This is a genomic window from Fructobacillus sp. ESL1129 (genome assembly GCF_058507945.1).
Genome location: NZ_CP196668.1, coordinates 65,572 through 80,620, shown reverse-complemented (window position 1 = coordinate 80,620; position 15,049 = coordinate 65,572). Strand labels below are relative to the sequence as shown.

The 15,049-nt window shown below is 46.1% G+C and carries 17 protein-coding genes; 1 reads left to right on the top strand and 16 read right to left on the bottom strand.

Features of this window, described 5'->3' with window-relative positions; genetic code table 11:
* The 13 genes from ACSYSL_RS00440 to ACSYSL_RS00380 form a co-directional block, all read right to left on the bottom strand.
* The gene (locus ACSYSL_RS00440) at positions 1-267 is read right to left on the bottom strand and encodes a YggT family protein (RefSeq protein ID WP_010691549.1); all 267 of its coding nucleotides are present in this window, start codon (positions 265-267) and stop codon (positions 1-3) included.
* A 1-nt stretch (position 268) separates the two neighbouring features.
* Positions 269-706 (bottom strand): cell division protein SepF, encoded by a 438-nt coding sequence (locus tag ACSYSL_RS00435; RefSeq protein ID WP_010691550.1) that lies wholly within the window; start codon positions 704-706, stop codon positions 269-271.
* Between the two features lie 13 nt (positions 707-719).
* A complete protein-coding gene (ftsZ, locus tag ACSYSL_RS00430) occupies positions 720-1,988 on the bottom strand; it encodes a cell division protein FtsZ (protein ID WP_056994985.1) in 1,269 nt (422 codons plus the stop codon).
* Positions 1,989-2,009: 21 nt separating this feature from the next.
* Positions 2,010-3,353, bottom strand: coding sequence for a cell division protein FtsA (gene ftsA, locus ACSYSL_RS00425; RefSeq protein WP_491708695.1), 1,344 nt, complete (start codon positions 3,351-3,353; stop codon positions 2,010-2,012).
* A 111-nt stretch (positions 3,354-3,464) separates the two neighbouring features.
* On the bottom strand, positions 3,465-4,166 hold the full coding sequence (locus ACSYSL_RS00420; RefSeq protein WP_338342354.1) for a cell division protein FtsQ/DivIB: 702 nt from the start codon (positions 4,164-4,166) through the stop codon (positions 3,465-3,467).
* 9 nt (positions 4,167-4,175) lie between these two features.
* Entirely contained in the window at positions 4,176-5,273 is a 1,098-nt protein-coding gene (gene murG, locus ACSYSL_RS00415; protein ID WP_491708694.1) for an undecaprenyldiphospho-muramoylpentapeptide beta-N-acetylglucosaminyltransferase, read from the bottom strand.
* A gap of 3 nt (positions 5,274-5,276) precedes the next feature.
* Positions 5,277-6,635 (bottom strand): UDP-N-acetylmuramoyl-L-alanine--D-glutamate ligase, encoded by a 1,359-nt coding sequence (murD, locus tag ACSYSL_RS00410; protein WP_338345719.1) that lies wholly within the window; start codon positions 6,633-6,635, stop codon positions 5,277-5,279.
* A gap of 55 nt (positions 6,636-6,690) precedes the next feature.
* The gene (gene mraY, locus ACSYSL_RS00405) at positions 6,691-7,644 is read right to left on the bottom strand and encodes a phospho-N-acetylmuramoyl-pentapeptide-transferase (protein ID WP_010691557.1); all 954 of its coding nucleotides are present in this window, start codon (positions 7,642-7,644) and stop codon (positions 6,691-6,693) included.
* A 3-nt stretch (positions 7,645-7,647) separates the two neighbouring features.
* Positions 7,648-9,705 carry a penicillin-binding transpeptidase domain-containing protein gene (locus tag ACSYSL_RS00400; protein WP_491708693.1) on the bottom strand — a complete coding sequence of 686 codons (2,058 nt, stop codon included), beginning with the start codon at positions 9,703-9,705 and terminating at the stop codon, positions 7,648-7,650.
* A gap of 86 nt (positions 9,706-9,791) precedes the next feature.
* A complete protein-coding gene (locus tag ACSYSL_RS00395; protein WP_187753202.1) occupies positions 9,792-10,160 on the bottom strand; it encodes a cell division protein FtsL in 369 nt (122 codons plus the stop codon).
* 59 nt (positions 10,161-10,219) lie between these two features.
* Entirely contained in the window at positions 10,220-11,167 is a 948-nt protein-coding gene (gene rsmH, locus ACSYSL_RS00390; RefSeq protein ID WP_010691560.1) for a 16S rRNA (cytosine(1402)-N(4))-methyltransferase RsmH, read from the bottom strand.
* Between the two features lie 51 nt (positions 11,168-11,218).
* Positions 11,219-11,650 (bottom strand): division/cell wall cluster transcriptional repressor MraZ, encoded by a 432-nt coding sequence (mraZ, locus tag ACSYSL_RS00385; protein ID WP_187753201.1) that lies wholly within the window; start codon positions 11,648-11,650, stop codon positions 11,219-11,221.
* A 163-nt stretch (positions 11,651-11,813) separates the two neighbouring features.
* The gene (locus ACSYSL_RS00380; protein ID WP_491708692.1) at positions 11,814-12,158 is read right to left on the bottom strand and encodes a hypothetical protein; all 345 of its coding nucleotides are present in this window, start codon (positions 12,156-12,158) and stop codon (positions 11,814-11,816) included.
* A gap of 104 nt (positions 12,159-12,262) precedes the next feature.
* On the opposite strand from ACSYSL_RS00380, the gene ACSYSL_RS00375 reads away from it, so the two are divergent.
* Entirely contained in the window at positions 12,263-12,490 is a 228-nt protein-coding gene (locus ACSYSL_RS00375) for a DUF4044 domain-containing protein (protein ID WP_010691565.1), read from the top strand.
* Positions 12,491-12,539: 49 nt separating this feature from the next.
* On the opposite strand, the gene ACSYSL_RS00370 is transcribed toward ACSYSL_RS00375, so the two are convergent.
* The 3 genes from ACSYSL_RS00370 to rpmB form a co-directional block, all read right to left on the bottom strand.
* Positions 12,540-14,240: a DAK2 domain-containing protein gene (locus ACSYSL_RS00370; protein WP_491708691.1), complete on the bottom strand. Its 1,701-nt coding sequence runs from the start codon at positions 14,238-14,240 to the stop codon at positions 12,540-12,542.
* Between the two features lie 3 nt (positions 14,241-14,243).
* Positions 14,244-14,603: an Asp23/Gls24 family envelope stress response protein gene (locus tag ACSYSL_RS00365; protein WP_029489887.1), complete on the bottom strand. Its 360-nt coding sequence runs from the start codon at positions 14,601-14,603 to the stop codon at positions 14,244-14,246.
* Between the two features lie 154 nt (positions 14,604-14,757).
* Positions 14,758-14,958, bottom strand: a complete 201-nt coding sequence (rpmB, locus tag ACSYSL_RS00360; protein ID WP_010691569.1) for a 50S ribosomal protein L28 — start codon at positions 14,956-14,958, stop codon at positions 14,758-14,760.
* Positions 14,959-15,049: the final 91 nt, after the last annotated feature.

The following is a 15,049-nucleotide window of genomic DNA, read 5'->3' as shown; positions in this document are numbered from 1 at the left end:
TTAGCTCACCAGATTGCTGACATAAGCCAGCAAATAGAGCAAACCTTGCAGACCAAACCAGGCCACTAAAGGACGAAAATCAAAAATCCCAAGTGGTTTAACAAATGAAAAAATAGCTAAGTAAGGTTCAATAATTTTACCGAGCTCCCTTCCAAACCAAGTATGGTAAAGACCAGGGAACCAAGACATCAGAATATAAACCAGCAAGGCGTAAGAATAAATCTGAATCGCATAACCTAAAACGATAAAAATAATTGATAAAGCCATATTAATACCGCGATTGGTTATCCAAGTTTTCACTCATTGATCCAGCCACCTCATAGGTAGAAGGCGTCAATAGAAAAATCTTTTCACCAATTCGTTCCATCGAACCATCGACAGCGTATACAGCACCACCAATATAATCCAAAATTCGGCGTGCAGGTTCTTCTTCCAGTTGGGAGAAGTTAACAATCACGGCGTCCCCTTCGATTACCTGTGATGCAATGGCACGAGAATCAGCGTAAACCTTTGGTTCAAACAGCGCAATGCGTGTGGATGAACCGGCAACGTTTCCCTGGTTAGCTACCGTTTTGGCTTGCTTTTTGACCGCTGTCATTGGCTTTGCTTGCTTGGCAACAGGTTCTTGTTCTTGCACTTCTTCATACTCTTCATCGTAATAATCATCATCACCAGAAAAGAGTGTTTTAATTTTATCAAAAGCCATGGATTACTCCTTCTTAGCGCTTCTTAAAGAAAGGTGGCTGGTCGTCATCTTCTGAGGATAAGTCAAGATCAATATTTTGATTCTTTGGTTCAATGGGGTCAAAAGCTTGCTTTTGAACGCCATCAAATTGCTTATCATCTTGCTTGGCTTGTTGCTTCGTCGTGATGTCCCAATCAGCAAACGGATCATTCTTAGCGTCAGATGCTTCTGAACCGTTTCCGGCTGTTCGTGCAAATAAACCGGATTGAGCATTTTCTTGATCCTTTGGTGCAGCAGTTGCTTCTTTCTTAGCTGCCGCTTGGTGAATAACGGGGCCCTTCTTACCATCCTGCAAGCCAGTGGCAATCACTGTGACACGAATGGCATCGTTCATATCCATATCAACAGAAGTTCCGAAAACAACGTTCACGTCACGTCCAGCTTCTTGGTTAATCACGTCCGCAGCCGATTGGGCTTCGAAGACGGACAAATCAGCACCACCGGTAACGTTCAACAACACTTCAGAAGCACCCGTCATATCAACTTCGAGTAGCGGTGACGAAATAGCAGAGCGCGTTGCGTCAACAGCACGTGATTCACCGGTGGCCGTTCCAACACCCATGAGGGCTGGTCCCGCATCTTCCATCACAGTCTTCACATCAGCAAAGTCCAAGTTGATGAAACCAGGGTTCGTAATCAACTCTGAAATTCCTCGAACACCTTGTGCGACAACGTCATCAACAACGCGGAAAGCTTCAATAATTGGTAGCTTCAAGTCAATTTGATCCTTCAGACGTTCGTTCGTAATCACGACGAGGGAATCAACTTGTTCGGAGAGTGCCTGTAATCCTTCAGTAGCATACTTGGAACGCTTAGGGCCTTCCCATGCGAATGGGCGAGTCACAACGGCCACGGTCAAAGCCCCCATATCCTTGGCAATCTTTGCCACGATTGGTGCGGCACCGTTACCAGTTCCACCACCCATACCAGCAGTGATAATGACCATGTCGGCGCCCTTTAAGGCCGCCTCAATTTCTTCTGTCGACTCTTCAGCCGCTTTCGCCCCACGTTCAGGGTTTGAGCCAGCTCCAAGGCCGCCGGTCAACTTAGGACCAATTTGAATCTTTTGCTTAGCAGCGGACTTGTCAAGTGCCTGAACATCCGTGTTTGCAACGATGAAGTCCACTCCCTGGATATCATCTTCAATCATGTGGTTAATGGCGTTTGAACCACCACCACCGACACCGATGACCTTAATTACCGCGCCGGTTGATGCCTGCGTCTCGTCGATTGTAAAGTCCATGAAAATACTCCTTTGGAATGGTTAGTCTTCGTCGTCTGTTTCGGCAAATAGTGAACTCAAAGAATTTTTCATCCGTTTAAAGATGCCTTCCTTTGGAACTTCTTCGTCAATATATGTTTCGTCTTTTTCAGTCGTTTGAATGAGCTCTTCACCCTTATTGGGTTGATGGTAGGGTTTTGCTTCAACTGCTTGATAACCCTTTTTGCCCATCACGACCGCTTTAATTGTTCGTTGTAATTCTGACTGAAATGCTTCGTAGGAAGCAAAGGCCAATGCGCGTGCAAATGATGGGTGGCGCAAGCCAATTTGGTTGGGCCGGGCCACCTGAACATTTTCGCCGAAGTGTTCACGAGCTTTTGCCAGTAACCCTGGCGTGGCGGCAGAGCCACCGGTGATGATGTAACCCCCCGGCAAGTCATCGGCACCGACATTATCAAGTTGTTGATCCAAACGATCAAAAATCTGATCAAAACGGGCAGCCATGATTTCAGAAAGATATTGTTCGTCAACCGGCTTCTTTTCGGAACGACCGACAGCATCAACATAAAAAATCTGTTCTGGTGAAGCTTGCTCAGGATCAGCTGATCCATACTTTACCTTGACTGCTTCGGCCTCGTTTTGTGAAATACTCAAAACGGTTGAAATGTCTTTAGTAACTGAGACACCACCTTCATAATCAACCGTCATGTACTTGACCTTGTGATCGTGAATGACAGAGGCGGTTGATTGTCCACCGGCTAAATCAATTAAAATCGCGCCAAAGTTTTGTTCAGCGTCGGAAAGAAAAGCAGGTGCCAGAGCCATCGGCGCCAAATCAAGGGCAGTAATGTGTAAGCCAGCTTTTTTAACAGCTGTCTTAATACCATCAACCACTTTGTTTGGTGCTAAGTATACCAAGCCCTGAACTTCAAGCCGGACACCAATCATATCCGTTGGGTCCTTAATGCCGTCAAAACCGTCCACGACAAATTGGCTTGGAATGAATTCAACCGGCGTTTGTTCGGCTAATGAAAGTGAATCCAAAGCCTGCGTCGTCACATTCACGACATCTTGTCCTGTAATCTGTTTGTTTTGGTTTTCGATTGAAACCAAGCCGGAAACTTTTTGAATCGTCACTTGGTTAGCTGGCAGTCCAACGACCACCTCGTCAATACGAACATTTGCCTTTGCTGCTGCTTGGGAAACGGCTTGCTTAATCGCTTCTGCCGTTTGGTTAATATCAACGATTACACCACGTTTCAAACCTGCTCCGGCTGCCGAACCCGTTGCAATGACGTTGAATCGGCCACCATTATTCTGGGCAACAACCACTTTCACCATGGTTGTTCCGATATCTAATCCAACTATCATGCCATCTTGGGTCATGCACTTACCCCTTTTTTAATAAAATTTTAAACTAAACCTAAAGATAATCTTAACATATTGACAGCCGGTCTGGTAGGATTTCAAGCGAATTCCTTGGATATTTTCTCACCTTCACGACCCGTATGCATAGGAATACGAACCAACTTGTAAATCGATGATTCCAGACTGAGTCATCGACTGGGCAATTCCACCGTAATAACGCATTTTTTCCGCCATTGTTTTTTGACTAGCATACACGGTGTTCCCGTCGTTCATCACAAGAATCAGTTTGCTGTCGTTGTTGCTGTCAGGAGCAAACTGAATCTCGCCAATGTCATCCCGAATGACTTTATCAAGTGACGAAACAGATTTCGCTACTTTCTTCACCTGACTGTCTGATTTAAAGCCTGTGTATACCGGTCCACGACCATCTGGCTTAGCAACCTGCTGCTTATTACCGTTCGAATCTAACTGGTACCAGTGACCTTTTTCCTTAATAAAGCCTGCATTAATCTTTTCAGCAACCGTGATGGTGACTTTTTGTCCCTTCAGTGAAACATCAGCCTTTGACACTTTGCTATTTGCTTTTTGCAATTTTCTTTCGAGAAAACCCTCTTGTAGATAAACGCCATAGCGCTTACTTCCTTGGTGAAGACCGATTTGTTTTTCAATGGTTTCAGTTGGGATATTACCTGAATCAACTGTAACCGTTGTAATCGTGGCCCACGGACGCCAAACAAGAAGTAAAATCCCTGCCATGGCAAAAAAAGCCAGGGCCCACCAGGCACTGGTTAAGAAATTTTCTTTTGTTATCCCACGGACGTTTTCTTGCACGGTCTTCTCCTAATCAATCACTTCTTTAATCAAGTGGTAGAATCGGTCCCCCGCGTCTCGGATACCGACTTTTTTCGATTGACCTTCCATAGCCTTAGCCTGCGCATCATTGGTTAATAGTGCATCGGCAGCCTTCACGAGGCTTTCACCGTTCAAATCAGGTTCCTTAATCGACAGTGCGGCGCCTGCATCGACAAGCGACTTGGCGTTTTTGGTTTGATGATCACCTGTGACGAATGGTGACGGCACCAAAATCGAGGGCAGACCCAAGGCAGTTAATTCTGCAATCGAGGTAGCACCAGCACGTGATACCAAGACGGAGGCCTTCTGCATCACGGCCGGCATGTTATCGATGTATGGGAGGACTTTAATGTTAGCGGATAAAATCTTTCCCTGCTCATCCAGCATGCGCATGAAGTTATCGATGCGCTTTGGACCAGCAACCAAAACCACTTGGTAGTCTCGTTTGTTAAAAGCTGGAATGGCTTCTAGGGTTGCTAAATTAATGGCAGGCGCTCCCTGAGAGCCGCCAAAAATCAAGAGCGTTTTTTTATCATCGGACAAGCCATAAGTCTTCCACGAAAAATCAGACTGCATCTTCGCTACTTCCTGGGCCCGTGGATTACCAATCAACTCGGTTTTCCCTGCTGGAAAGAAAGCTTCGGCATCTGGAAAAGCAATGCCAATTTTCGTGGCACCCTTTGCCAAAAACTTATTCGTCACACCAGCCACTGAATTTTGTTCGTGAATGACCGTTGGAATATGTAGTTCCTGAGCTGCCTTCAACACCGCACCCGAAACATAACCACCAGTTCCCACAACAACATCTGGTTGAAAGTCCTTGATGATGTTTTTCGCTTGCTTGACCGCCTTCAAAAACAACCAAACGGTTTTGAAGTTATCGAGTGACAATGACCGCTTAAAGCCTTGCACGTGTAATTGTTTGAATGGAATACCCGTCTTAGGAACAATGTTTTTTTCAACACCGCGAAAAGAGCCAACATAGAGAAACGCTGTCTCCGGCTCCTTTTCCTTAATCACGTCGGCAAGTGCCAAAGCTGGATAAATATGGCCGCCAGTACCGCCACCTGATAGCATGACTTTCATCGATTAATCCTTCTTTCCTAAAGCTTTTTTCAATGCGGCAACGTACTTGTCCCCGCGAATTTCAAAGTTGGGATATTGGTCCCAAGATGCAGCAGCAGGTGAGAGCAAAACGACATCACCCGGCTGAGCCATCTTAACAGCAAGTGGTGCTGCCTCTTCTACGTTTTCGACCACGGTTACCGGCAAATTTGCCTGCTTGGCCATCTCAACTACTTTGTCCTTAGTTTGCCCAAAAGCAATGACCTGGGTCACATTCCCCAAATCCGGCACGAGCCGGTTCAAATCATCGCCACGATCCAAGCCACCAGCCAATAGAATGGTTGGTTCCTTAAAAGCAGACAAAGCCGCCTGCGTGGCTTCAATGTCCGTTGCTTTGGAGTCGTTGTAATAAATCACACCATTATCTTTAAACAAAAACTCCAAACGGTGCTTCACACCTGCAAAAGTCTTCAACACAGCGCGCATCGCTTCGAAATCACAACCAGCAACAGTCGCCGCTGCCGTGGCGGCCAAGGCGTTTTCCAAGTTTGGCCGGCCGACTAACTTGACTTGGTCAAAGGGCATCAGATCCTGACCATTCAAAATTAAGTCCCCAGCCGTTTCATGCGCATAGGCGGATTGGTCTTCGGGATTGAAGGTCAAAACCTGGGCCTTCGTCACTTGAGCAATCGCCGCTGTATCTTTACCGTTACCGTTCAAAATCAAGGTTTGATCCGCCCGTTGATGAATGGCAACCCGTTCCTTTGCCGCTAAGTAATTGGTTCGATTATGGTGAAAGTCTAAGTGGTTAGCAAAGACGTTGGTAATCACCGCAATGTCTGGTGCAATTTCTGGAATCCCGACTAACTGGAAAGTCGACAATTCAAGCACTAGCGTATCCGCTTCTGTCATGTCCCCAACAACATCGCAAACCGGCGTTCCGATGTTTCCTGCAATCACGACTTTTCCCTGTTTGGCATCATGTTGAAGCATCAAACCAAGCAACGAAGTGGTCGTCGTCTTCCCGTTCGATCCCGTCACGACAATCAAACGACCTGTAAAAGTCGAGAGTGCGACCGCTACCTCTGTTAAGACAGGCACTCCCAAGGATTCAGCCTTTTCAACTAAGGGGTGATTATAAAAGATACCTGGGTTCTTAACGACGTAATCGGTGTTTGCCACTAGCGCATCTGGCCCATCGTTTTCAATAAAAGTCACGCCCGCTTTTTTCAAAGCCAACACATCGTCGTCTTCCTTGATGGCATCGCGATTAGCCACCGTCACCTTCGCACCGAGCTGAACCAAACGGTTGGCTGCCGCACGACCCGACTTGGCCCATCCTAGAACCAATACTTTTTTCCCATGAAACGCTAAGGCTGTCATGTACTTCCCCCTTATTTTTTATTTCAATTATGTACGGTGGCGAGCCACCTTATAGTTAGAAGAGCCATAACCCAATTAGAGCGCAGCCCAATCCAAAGAGCCAAAAGGCTGTGTCAATTTGCCATTCAGACCAACCAAATTTCTCAAAGGAGTGGTGAATGGGTGCCATCGGAAAGACACGCACTTTGAAGAAGTGGTATGAAATGGTCTGAATAATGACCGACAGTGTCTCAATGACAAAGACCAAACCAATGATTAGTAGGGAAATGACGGCGTGCAATTGGATTGATTCAACCGCTAAACCTGCCCCAATGGCTAAGGAACCCGTATCACCCATGAAGATCTTTGCTTTTGGCTTGTTGAAAAGCAAGAAACCAACCAAGGACCCCATTAAAACGATGTTGAAGGAAACCATTGCCCAATTTTCGGCACGGACGGCCATGAGGGTGTAGGCACCGTAGGCAATCAAGGCCAAGCCGGTCAATAACCCATCCAATCCATCCGTCAAGTTGGTGGCGTTTGACCAGCCGACCAACCAGAACCAAAGAAAGACCAAGTAAAAGACACCAAGATAAACAACCCCAACGAAAGGTAAGTTTAACCCGGCCGGCACGTGCATTGCCCAGAGTAACAGCATCACCAAGAAGGCCGAAACAGTCTGAGCCAATAACTTGGGCTTAAAAGCAAAACCATCGTCAGCGTGATTAACCAACTTCAAAACATCATCAACGGCCCCAATTAATCCGTAGGAAGCAAAGCCAACAGACAAAGCCAAAATAGTTGTCAACGAACGACTATCATGATAAGTACTTGGCAAACAAAAGACGATAATTAAGGTCACCAGACCGAAAACCGCTCCACCAAGTGACGGTGTTCCGGCTTTTTGCTGATGATCCGGTCCGAGCACACGAATAACCGCCTGCTCCTTACTCTGTTTCAACTTTTTAATAACCGTTGGCATGATGACTGCGGTGAGCACCATCCCCAAAAGAAACTCTAATACAAGCATTGCCTAACCCTTCTCTTTAAACGTAATTTCAATGGTTTGATTATCAAATGTCTCCGTTCCAACTTTAACGGACTGCTTTGTCGCAAAACCAGAACCAGATAAGTTCATTTTAACACCCGCAAGGTTTCCCCATGACAAAATTTCATTTTTTGTCCAACCGGTAAAGTCTGGCACTGTCGACTGACCAGAAGCTGTCAACAACACAAGTTGCCCCTTCACGGCTGATTGACCGCCCTTAATCGACTGTGCGGTCACCTTTCCGCTGTTTCCAATTGAGGCAACTTTCATGCCCAAATCGCTCAATGATTTTTCGGCATCCTGTACGGATTGCCCCCGAACGTCCGGCATTTCAATGGTCTTGGTGGCCGATTTCACTGTGGAATCTTCATCATTGAGGGCTTGAAGCATCACTGGTCGGAAGACATTATTTAGGGTAATTTGAATGTTCGCATCTGGAAAGACCTGTGGCTGACGGACAACGATGTACATAATGTAACGTGGGTCATCACCTGGAACCAGCGCCATGACGGAGTGAACAGCATTCGTCAAACCATCCAGATATTTTCCATTTTCAGCAATCTGCGCCGTTCCGGTTTTCGCCGCTACTTGATAACCAGCATCCGAAAGGGAGTACTGCTTGGCCGTTCCGTCATCAGCATTGACCACCCCTTCAAGGTTTGAAAGCACTTCCTTGGCTGTCGCTGCTGAGACAGGCGAGCCCACCTTCTCAGTCTTACCAGCAGACACTGTCTTACCAGTCGTTGGATCCGTCGTTTTCTGCACGAGGTATGGTTTGACCATCGTCCCCTTATTTGCAAAAGCTGAATACGCCTGCAACATTTGGGCAGGTGTCGTTCGAATGGCCTGTCCATACGAAGTGTTTGCCTGATCAATTGGCTGTTCAAATGAAATTGATCCGCTTTGCTCATTTGGTAATTCCATTCCCGTCTTTTTGAGGAAGTGGAAGCGATCAAGATAGGATTTCCAGGTTTTGGCTCCCAATGATTGCTCAATCTTAGCAAATCCAACGTTGGAAGAACGTTCAAAGGCCTGACGATAAGTGAGTACACCAGCATTGTTACCGAAGGCATCGGTGACTTTCTGACCATCGATGTTTAAAGTACCGGATTGGTAGGTGGCATTTGGTTGCCACTTTTTCTCTTGGATAGCAGCTGCCAACGTAATGGTTTTCATTGTTGAACCAGGTTCAAAGGCTGCCTGGTTTAGCATGTTTTCCCAAGCATCCGACAAACCATCTTGCGTATTCGGGTCAAAGTTTGGCCGCTGGGTGGCCGCCACAATTTTACCTGTCTTGGCCTCCATAACGAAAGCCGCAGCAGACTTGGCCTTGGTACCGGCATACAAAACATCCATCCGGTTTTCAAGCGTCGCTTGCAATTTTTCGTCAATGGTTAGCGTGACGTTATCGCCATTCTTAACCTGGTTCTTTTTGCTATCCTGAACCTCTGATCCCAAAGTCGTGGTCAGTCCATCTTTACCTCGCAGCGACTTATTTTTATAGGCTTCAATCCCCAAAACGCCGTTCAACGTTTTCTGACCAACGTTATTTGAAACCGAATTCGTTAAGCCAATGATATGGGAAGCCATTCGATTGTTTGGATAATAACGGGCGGGTTGTGCAGTAAATTTAATTCCAGACAGCTTTAATTTCTTAATTTGGTTGTATTGGTCAACCGAAAGATTCTTGGCTTTTGTTCCCAATTCAACTTGCAACTTATTAGACGAAAGTTGTTGGTACAAATCATTTTCATCCGCCCCTAAAATGGGTGCCAATGCAGCAGCCGTTTTTTTAGCATCCGTGACGTAGTCGGGTTTACCATTCACTTTTTGCTTTTTATTTAAGACAGCATACATATCGTAGACAGTTGAATTATCAGCAAGCACTGATCCATTCGAGGATAGAATCTGTCCTCTCGTAGCTGGTACCGTCGACTTTTGCATGAAAGTCAAACGGGTTGCCGCTGATAAGTCATGGTTGTTGACGTTTTTAATGGCAGCAATTTTAAAAAGACGACCACCCATTATCACAATAATAATCAACGAAAAAAGGCCTAAAAATAGACCAAATTTTTTTGCGTTACCTGTGATTCGTTTTCCGAGTTGTCGTCTTTTATTTTTTTTCATGGTTATTGATTAACATTGCGAACGTTCGTGGTGCTCTGCTCCATGTTAGCTGATTTCGCAACCTTTTCCAAGTTATCTTTGTTCGTCTTTGCCTGAATATCCCCACGGTAGGAATCGTTTTCTTCCTTTACCTTGTCGATTTTCTGGCTAACGGCTTGGTTTTTAGCCTCAACACGTTGCATCGATACCGTGGTCCAAACCGTCGCTAACATCATGAAGAGAACCGTTACCGCCATCACAATGACCAGCGAACGTTCTTGCTTAGTCCAAACGGCCGGTTGATAACGTTTTCTAGCCTTTGTTTTTACTTGCGCAGGTCGCTTGGGAACTGTGCGTGCTGCATCTTGGTAATGATAGGCGTTTTGTGCCATTCGCTTCTCTCCTTTTTAATCAATAGTCGTTGCCATTCTCTGTTTCAAAAGTTACCCGTTCATTGAACCCGTAGGCGTTCAATACCACGTAATTGAGCAGATGCGGAACGATGGTTCTCTCGTTGTTCCTTCTCACTTGGCTTAATTGCCTTGCGTGTTAGGAGCTTATAGTCAGGCGCCATTTCATCCGGCATAATCGGCAAACCGCGCGGTAAGTCTGGTAGCTGTGTTTTTTCTTTAAACATTTGCTTAATTAACCGGTCTTCTTGCGATTGGAAGGAAATGGCCGCAATACGACCACCCTGATCCAGCAAATCCAACGCCTGGCCAAGGGAATCTTCCAAAGCACCCAGTTCATCATTAACCGCGACGCGTAACGCCTGAAAAGACCGCTTCGCTGGGTGTCCACCATGTCGCCGAGCTGGTGCTGGAATGGCTTCCTTAATGATTTCCACCAAGTCAAAAGTTGTCTCAATTGGCGCCTGTTCGCGAGCTTGCTCAATCTTTCGAGCAATGGCTTTACCAAAACGATCTTCGCCATAACGAGTCAACACACGGACCAAATCATTAAAAGGCCAGTCATTGACAATCGTCTTCGCCGTCAACTCCTGCCGCTGGTCCATCCGCATGTCAAGTGGCGCATCGTGGTTGTATGAAAAGCCACGGTCTCCTTGATCAAATTGAACAGAAGAAACGCCCAAATCATAAAGGACACCATCAACGTACTCAACCCCTTCGTCAGCGAGTGAAGCACGGAGCGTACGAAAGTTATTAAAGATTAACACCAACTTACCGGCTGCAATCTCATCTTTGTACTGTTCCTTGTTGTAGGCAATGGCCGTTTCGTCCTGATCAAAGGAGTACAGGCGTCCAGTTGTTAACCGTGACAGCACAACACCGGTGTGCCCACCCCCACCTAAGGTAGCGTCAACGTAAATACCATCAGGTTTTACATCAAGTAAATCGACCGCCTCTTTTTGAAGAACGGTAATATGTTCAAATGTCATTGCCGGCCTCCTTTCAAAGTCAGTCACAAGGTGTCACGGGACAACTGCCCATTAAAAGTCAAAATCAACCAATCCTTCGGCGATGTCATCGAAGTTTTCAGCGGTTTCTTCCGTATAAGCCTGCCAATTATCAGCTGACCAAATTTCAAAAGAATCGCCAACACCGGTCACCACAACTTCTTTTTCAAGTTTGGCATGCTCTTTTAAATTCGAGGCAATAATGACTCGCCCTTGCTTATCAAATTCCGCCTGCATGGAACCAGCCATCACAAAGCGCTTAAAAGCTCGGGCGTCTTTTTTCCCGATTGGTAAATTATTCAACTGTTCTTCCAGCTTATTCCATACATCCAGAGGCATGGCGCGAAGTGAATGTTCCATCCACTTCGCAATGACGAAAGTCTCACCCAGTTGGTTTCGAAACTTCGCAGGAATCGTGAGCCGGCCCTTGGGATCTAAGTTATGTGTTGATTCGCCCATGAACATAATGGCCCACTCCTCCCTTCTGTGGATTACTTAAATACAATTTACCACATTCCCCCACTTTCCACCACTTTTCTTTAAGACTTTTTTAAATTAAGGCAACAAAAAAGGACAAAAGGTTGATAAATCAACTTTTTGTCCAGGTGGGGAAGTTTCCCTATTTTAATTAATGTACCAGTATCAATGAAGCAAAAACGGTGATCAGCAACAGTAGTATCGCCACCAGGCCTGAGATGCGCCAGAATTGGTGAAGAAAGCCAGTCACCGTTAGTCCGTTCTTTCCCAAACGTAAAAAGACCCAGAAGCCACCGATAACGAGGTAGGCCACAATCACCGCCAAAATATCCGAACGGTTAAAAGCCGCCCCCTCAACAAAATAAAGGGCCAACCACGTTGGTAAAGTCGCCAAATCAACAAAAGACAGCCACGGAAAGGCACGGTACAAAAAGCGCCAAATCATTAATAACAGTAACACCGCCAGCCAAAGACCAGCCCAAAAATACCAAACCATTTGTTTTCACCTCGTAAACACTTTACCAAGCCGTTCGGTAAATTTCAATTTTAGGAGGAGCTATGTTAAGATAATCCTAGTAAATTCAGGAGAGTTGCGAAACTATGCTAAAGAAGAAAAAGAAACAGGTAGCCGAAAAGGCCCCTGTCTCCCCCACTGTTGATCAGGCACTAGAGGACGAAGTGAACCGCCAACTTGCCAAAAAGCCACTTCCAAAGGTCGAAAAGAAAAAGAAAACCCGCTACCAGCGCTGGACGCTTTTCATGGCTCTTTTTATGGTCATCGTCTTCGTTGGAACCGCCATTTACGCGGCCATTTCAGCCATTTTTTAAAAAAATAAAAACAGGACGTGCAAAACGCGCGTCCTGTTTTTTTATAAATTTATTCAACGGATAAGAGGAATGGATACAGTGCTTGACCACCATCATGAACTTCAATTTCAAGGTCATCATCAATTTCGGAAACCGCTTCTTCTAAGGCCTTTTCATCCTTAGGTTTAGCACCTTCACCAGAGATAATGGTAACGATTTCAGAATCATCATCACACATCTGTTCCAAAAGGGATTTCGCCGTTTCGACCAATTTCTTGCCAACGACAACAATCTCGCCGTCTTTCATGCCGAGCCAGTCACCCTTCTTAATGTCATGACCCTTCAAAGTCGTTTCGCGCACCGCTTGCGTCACAGCCCCCGATACAACGGTGTCCAATTCCGCCGTCATATCCTGCTCGTTGTCAAGCAGAGTGGCGTCGGGATTGTAACCTAGCATGGCCGTCAAACCTTGTTGAATCGAGCGAGATTTAACAACCGAAACGGGCACGCCCGCCACTTCCTTGGCTTGATCAGCAGCCAGGAAAATGTTTGAATTGTTTGGCAAAATAATGGCTTGTTCGGCACCAGACGCCGTAATCGCATCCACAAAATCCTTCGTAGAAGGATTCATCGTCTGTCCGCCAGTAATCACCTGATAGACACCCAGCGAATCAAACAGCTTTTCGATTCCCTTTCCTGAAGCAACAGCAAAAACAGCTAGCTTAGGAGCCTTCTTAGGCTTAGCCTCCGCCCGTTCTTCTTGCTTCTCTTCTTCCTGTCGATCAATCACCGCTTGTTGCTGATCACGCATGTTATCGACTTTGACCTTGCGAAGGGAACCAAATTCAGTTCCCCAATGAATGATTGTTCCAGGATCTTCGGTGTGAACGTGCACTTTAACAACATCATCATCGTTGATGACAAGGAGAGAATCCCCCTTATCGGCGATGAAGTTGTAGAAGGTATCATAATCAAACTTGTGGTCCCAAGTCGTCCCCTCAGCCAAATCAACCATGATTTCTGTACAGTAACCATATTTAATATCTTCAGGGTTCAACGATTCGTCAGCCTGTGCACCAGCATGCAGTTTCGAAACCATTTGGTCTAATTCAGCATTATCGGGCGTTGTTAGATTCTTATCATCAAACGTCCCCAACACCACGTCCGTAAAGGCTGAAAGAACCATCACCAGCCCTTGTCCACCAGAATCAACAACGCCAACCTCCTTTAACACGGGAAGAAGGTCGGGTGTGGAATCCAAAGCTTTTTGAGCAGCTTCTTTCACCTTTGTCATTAGAGTTGGTAGATCATCGCCAGCACTGGCTGCCTGATCGGCCTCGGTGGCCGCCATTCGAATGACCGTTAAGATGGTTCCTTCGGTTGGCTTCATCACGGACTTATAGGCTACCTTGGCCGCTTCCATCAGGGCATCGGCCATGTCTCGTGCTGACAAAGTTTCCTTGTCCGCCATCGCCGTAGCCATCCCACGGAAAATTTGAGACAAGATGACACCAGAGTTACCACGAGCCCCCATCAACAAGCCCTTAGCCGTTGCTTTTGAGAGCAATCCAACACTTTGGTCTTGCGATGCTCGTTCATATTCGGCACCAGAAGCCATCGAAAGCGCCATGTTCGTCCCCGTATCGCCATCCGGCACAGGAAAAACGTTTAATTTGTTAATGTTTTCAGCATTAGCAGACAACCTAGCTGCCGCCGCATTAACCATTTTACCGTAAACGAGCGGCGTAATGGTGGTGATTTTTTCAGTCATTTTTTAATCCTCGGTTTCAATCCCTTGAACAATGACGTTCACTTCAGGTACTTGTAGGCCTAGGTAGGCATTTAAATAATACTTCACGCGACTTTGAACCGAAGCCGCAATGTCAGCCAACTTCATGCCGTGTTGCACAACGATATAGACATCAATCGTCAGCCCCTGTGGTTGCTGTGAAACCACAACACCACGACCATAGTTCTCTCGGTTTAGAATCTGGTTAACGCCATCTTTGAAAGCGGAACGAGAAGCCATACCAACCACACCAGGGTTAGCAATGGTTGCCCCACCAACAACAGATGCGATTACGTCGTTTCCAACCGTGACATCACCGTTCTTTGTTCGAATTTTAATTGCCATCGTATTTGTCGTGTGAAGCTGTGTTGCATGCTCCACTTTTCCTTTCAAATTACTTACTACTTATTTTAACATGATTAGGGAAAAGCCCCAAAACGAAAGAGCATAAAGGACAGTGTGTCTTATAAAATAAAAAAACCACCCAGTGGAGTGGTTTTTATACACGTTCGATTGAGCCGTTCTTCAAACCGGCCTTCAAAGTACGTGCAGTCAAGTAAACTTTCTTAGGTGCGGAACCGTTAATCTTAACCGTTACCTTTTGCAAGTTTGGCTTCCAGCTACGACGACTTGAGTTCAAGGCGTGTGAACGTTGGTTACCAAAACGGGTACGTGCACCGTTAATTGCATCTTTTGCCATGTGTGACCCTCCTATCCGAGCCGCACGATGTGCCTGCTCTTCTTATCAACAATACAGTATTTTACCAGAGCATTTGCACTTTGGCAAGATA

What these genes read in the sequence shown, in the direction of transcription:
- rsmH (WP_010691560.1), bottom strand. Translation starts at nt 11,167, where the DNA reads ATGACATTTGAACATATTACCGTTCTTCAAAAAGAGGCGGTCGATTTA.
- mraY (WP_010691557.1), bottom strand. Translation starts at nt 7,644, where the DNA reads ATGCTTGTATTAGAGTTTCTTTTGGGGATGGTGCTCACCGCAGTCATC.
- ACSYSL_RS00370 (WP_491708691.1), bottom strand. Translation starts at nt 14,240, where the DNA reads ATGACTGAAAAAATCACCACCATTACGCCGCTCGTTTACGGTAAAATG.
- ACSYSL_RS00440 (WP_010691549.1), bottom strand. Translation starts at nt 267, where the DNA reads ATGGCTTTATCAATTATTTTTATCGTTTTAGGTTATGCGATTCAGATT.
- ACSYSL_RS00380 (WP_491708692.1), bottom strand. Translation starts at nt 12,158, where the DNA reads ATGGTTTGGTATTTTTGGGCTGGTCTTTGGCTGGCGGTGTTACTGTTA.
- murD (WP_338345719.1), bottom strand. Translation starts at nt 6,635, where the DNA reads ATGACAGCCTTAGCGTTTCATGGGAAAAAAGTATTGGTTCTAGGATGG.
- ftsZ (WP_056994985.1), bottom strand. Translation starts at nt 1,988, where the DNA reads ATGGACTTTACAATCGACGAGACGCAGGCATCAACCGGCGCGGTAATT.
- ACSYSL_RS00375 (WP_010691565.1), top strand. Translation starts at nt 12,263, where the DNA reads ATGCTAAAGAAGAAAAAGAAACAGGTAGCCGAAAAGGCCCCTGTCTCC.
- rpmB (WP_010691569.1), bottom strand. Translation starts at nt 14,958, where the DNA reads ATGGCAAAAGATGCAATTAACGGTGCACGTACCCGTTTTGGTAACCAA.
- mraZ (WP_187753201.1), bottom strand. Translation starts at nt 11,650, where the DNA reads ATGTTCATGGGCGAATCAACACATAACTTAGATCCCAAGGGCCGGCTC.
- ACSYSL_RS00365 (WP_029489887.1), bottom strand. Translation starts at nt 14,603, where the DNA reads ATGGCAATTAAAATTCGAACAAAGAACGGTGATGTCACGGTTGGAAAC.
- ACSYSL_RS00395 (WP_187753202.1), bottom strand. Translation starts at nt 10,160, where the DNA reads ATGGCACAAAACGCCTATCATTACCAAGATGCAGCACGCACAGTTCCC.
- ftsA (WP_491708695.1), bottom strand. Translation starts at nt 3,353, where the DNA reads ATGACCCAAGATGGCATGATAGTTGGATTAGATATCGGAACAACCATG.
- ACSYSL_RS00435 (WP_010691550.1), bottom strand. Translation starts at nt 706, where the DNA reads ATGGCTTTTGATAAAATTAAAACACTCTTTTCTGGTGATGATGATTAT.
- murG (WP_491708694.1), bottom strand. Translation starts at nt 5,273, where the DNA reads ATGAAAGTCATGCTATCAGGTGGCGGTACTGGCGGCCATATTTATCCA.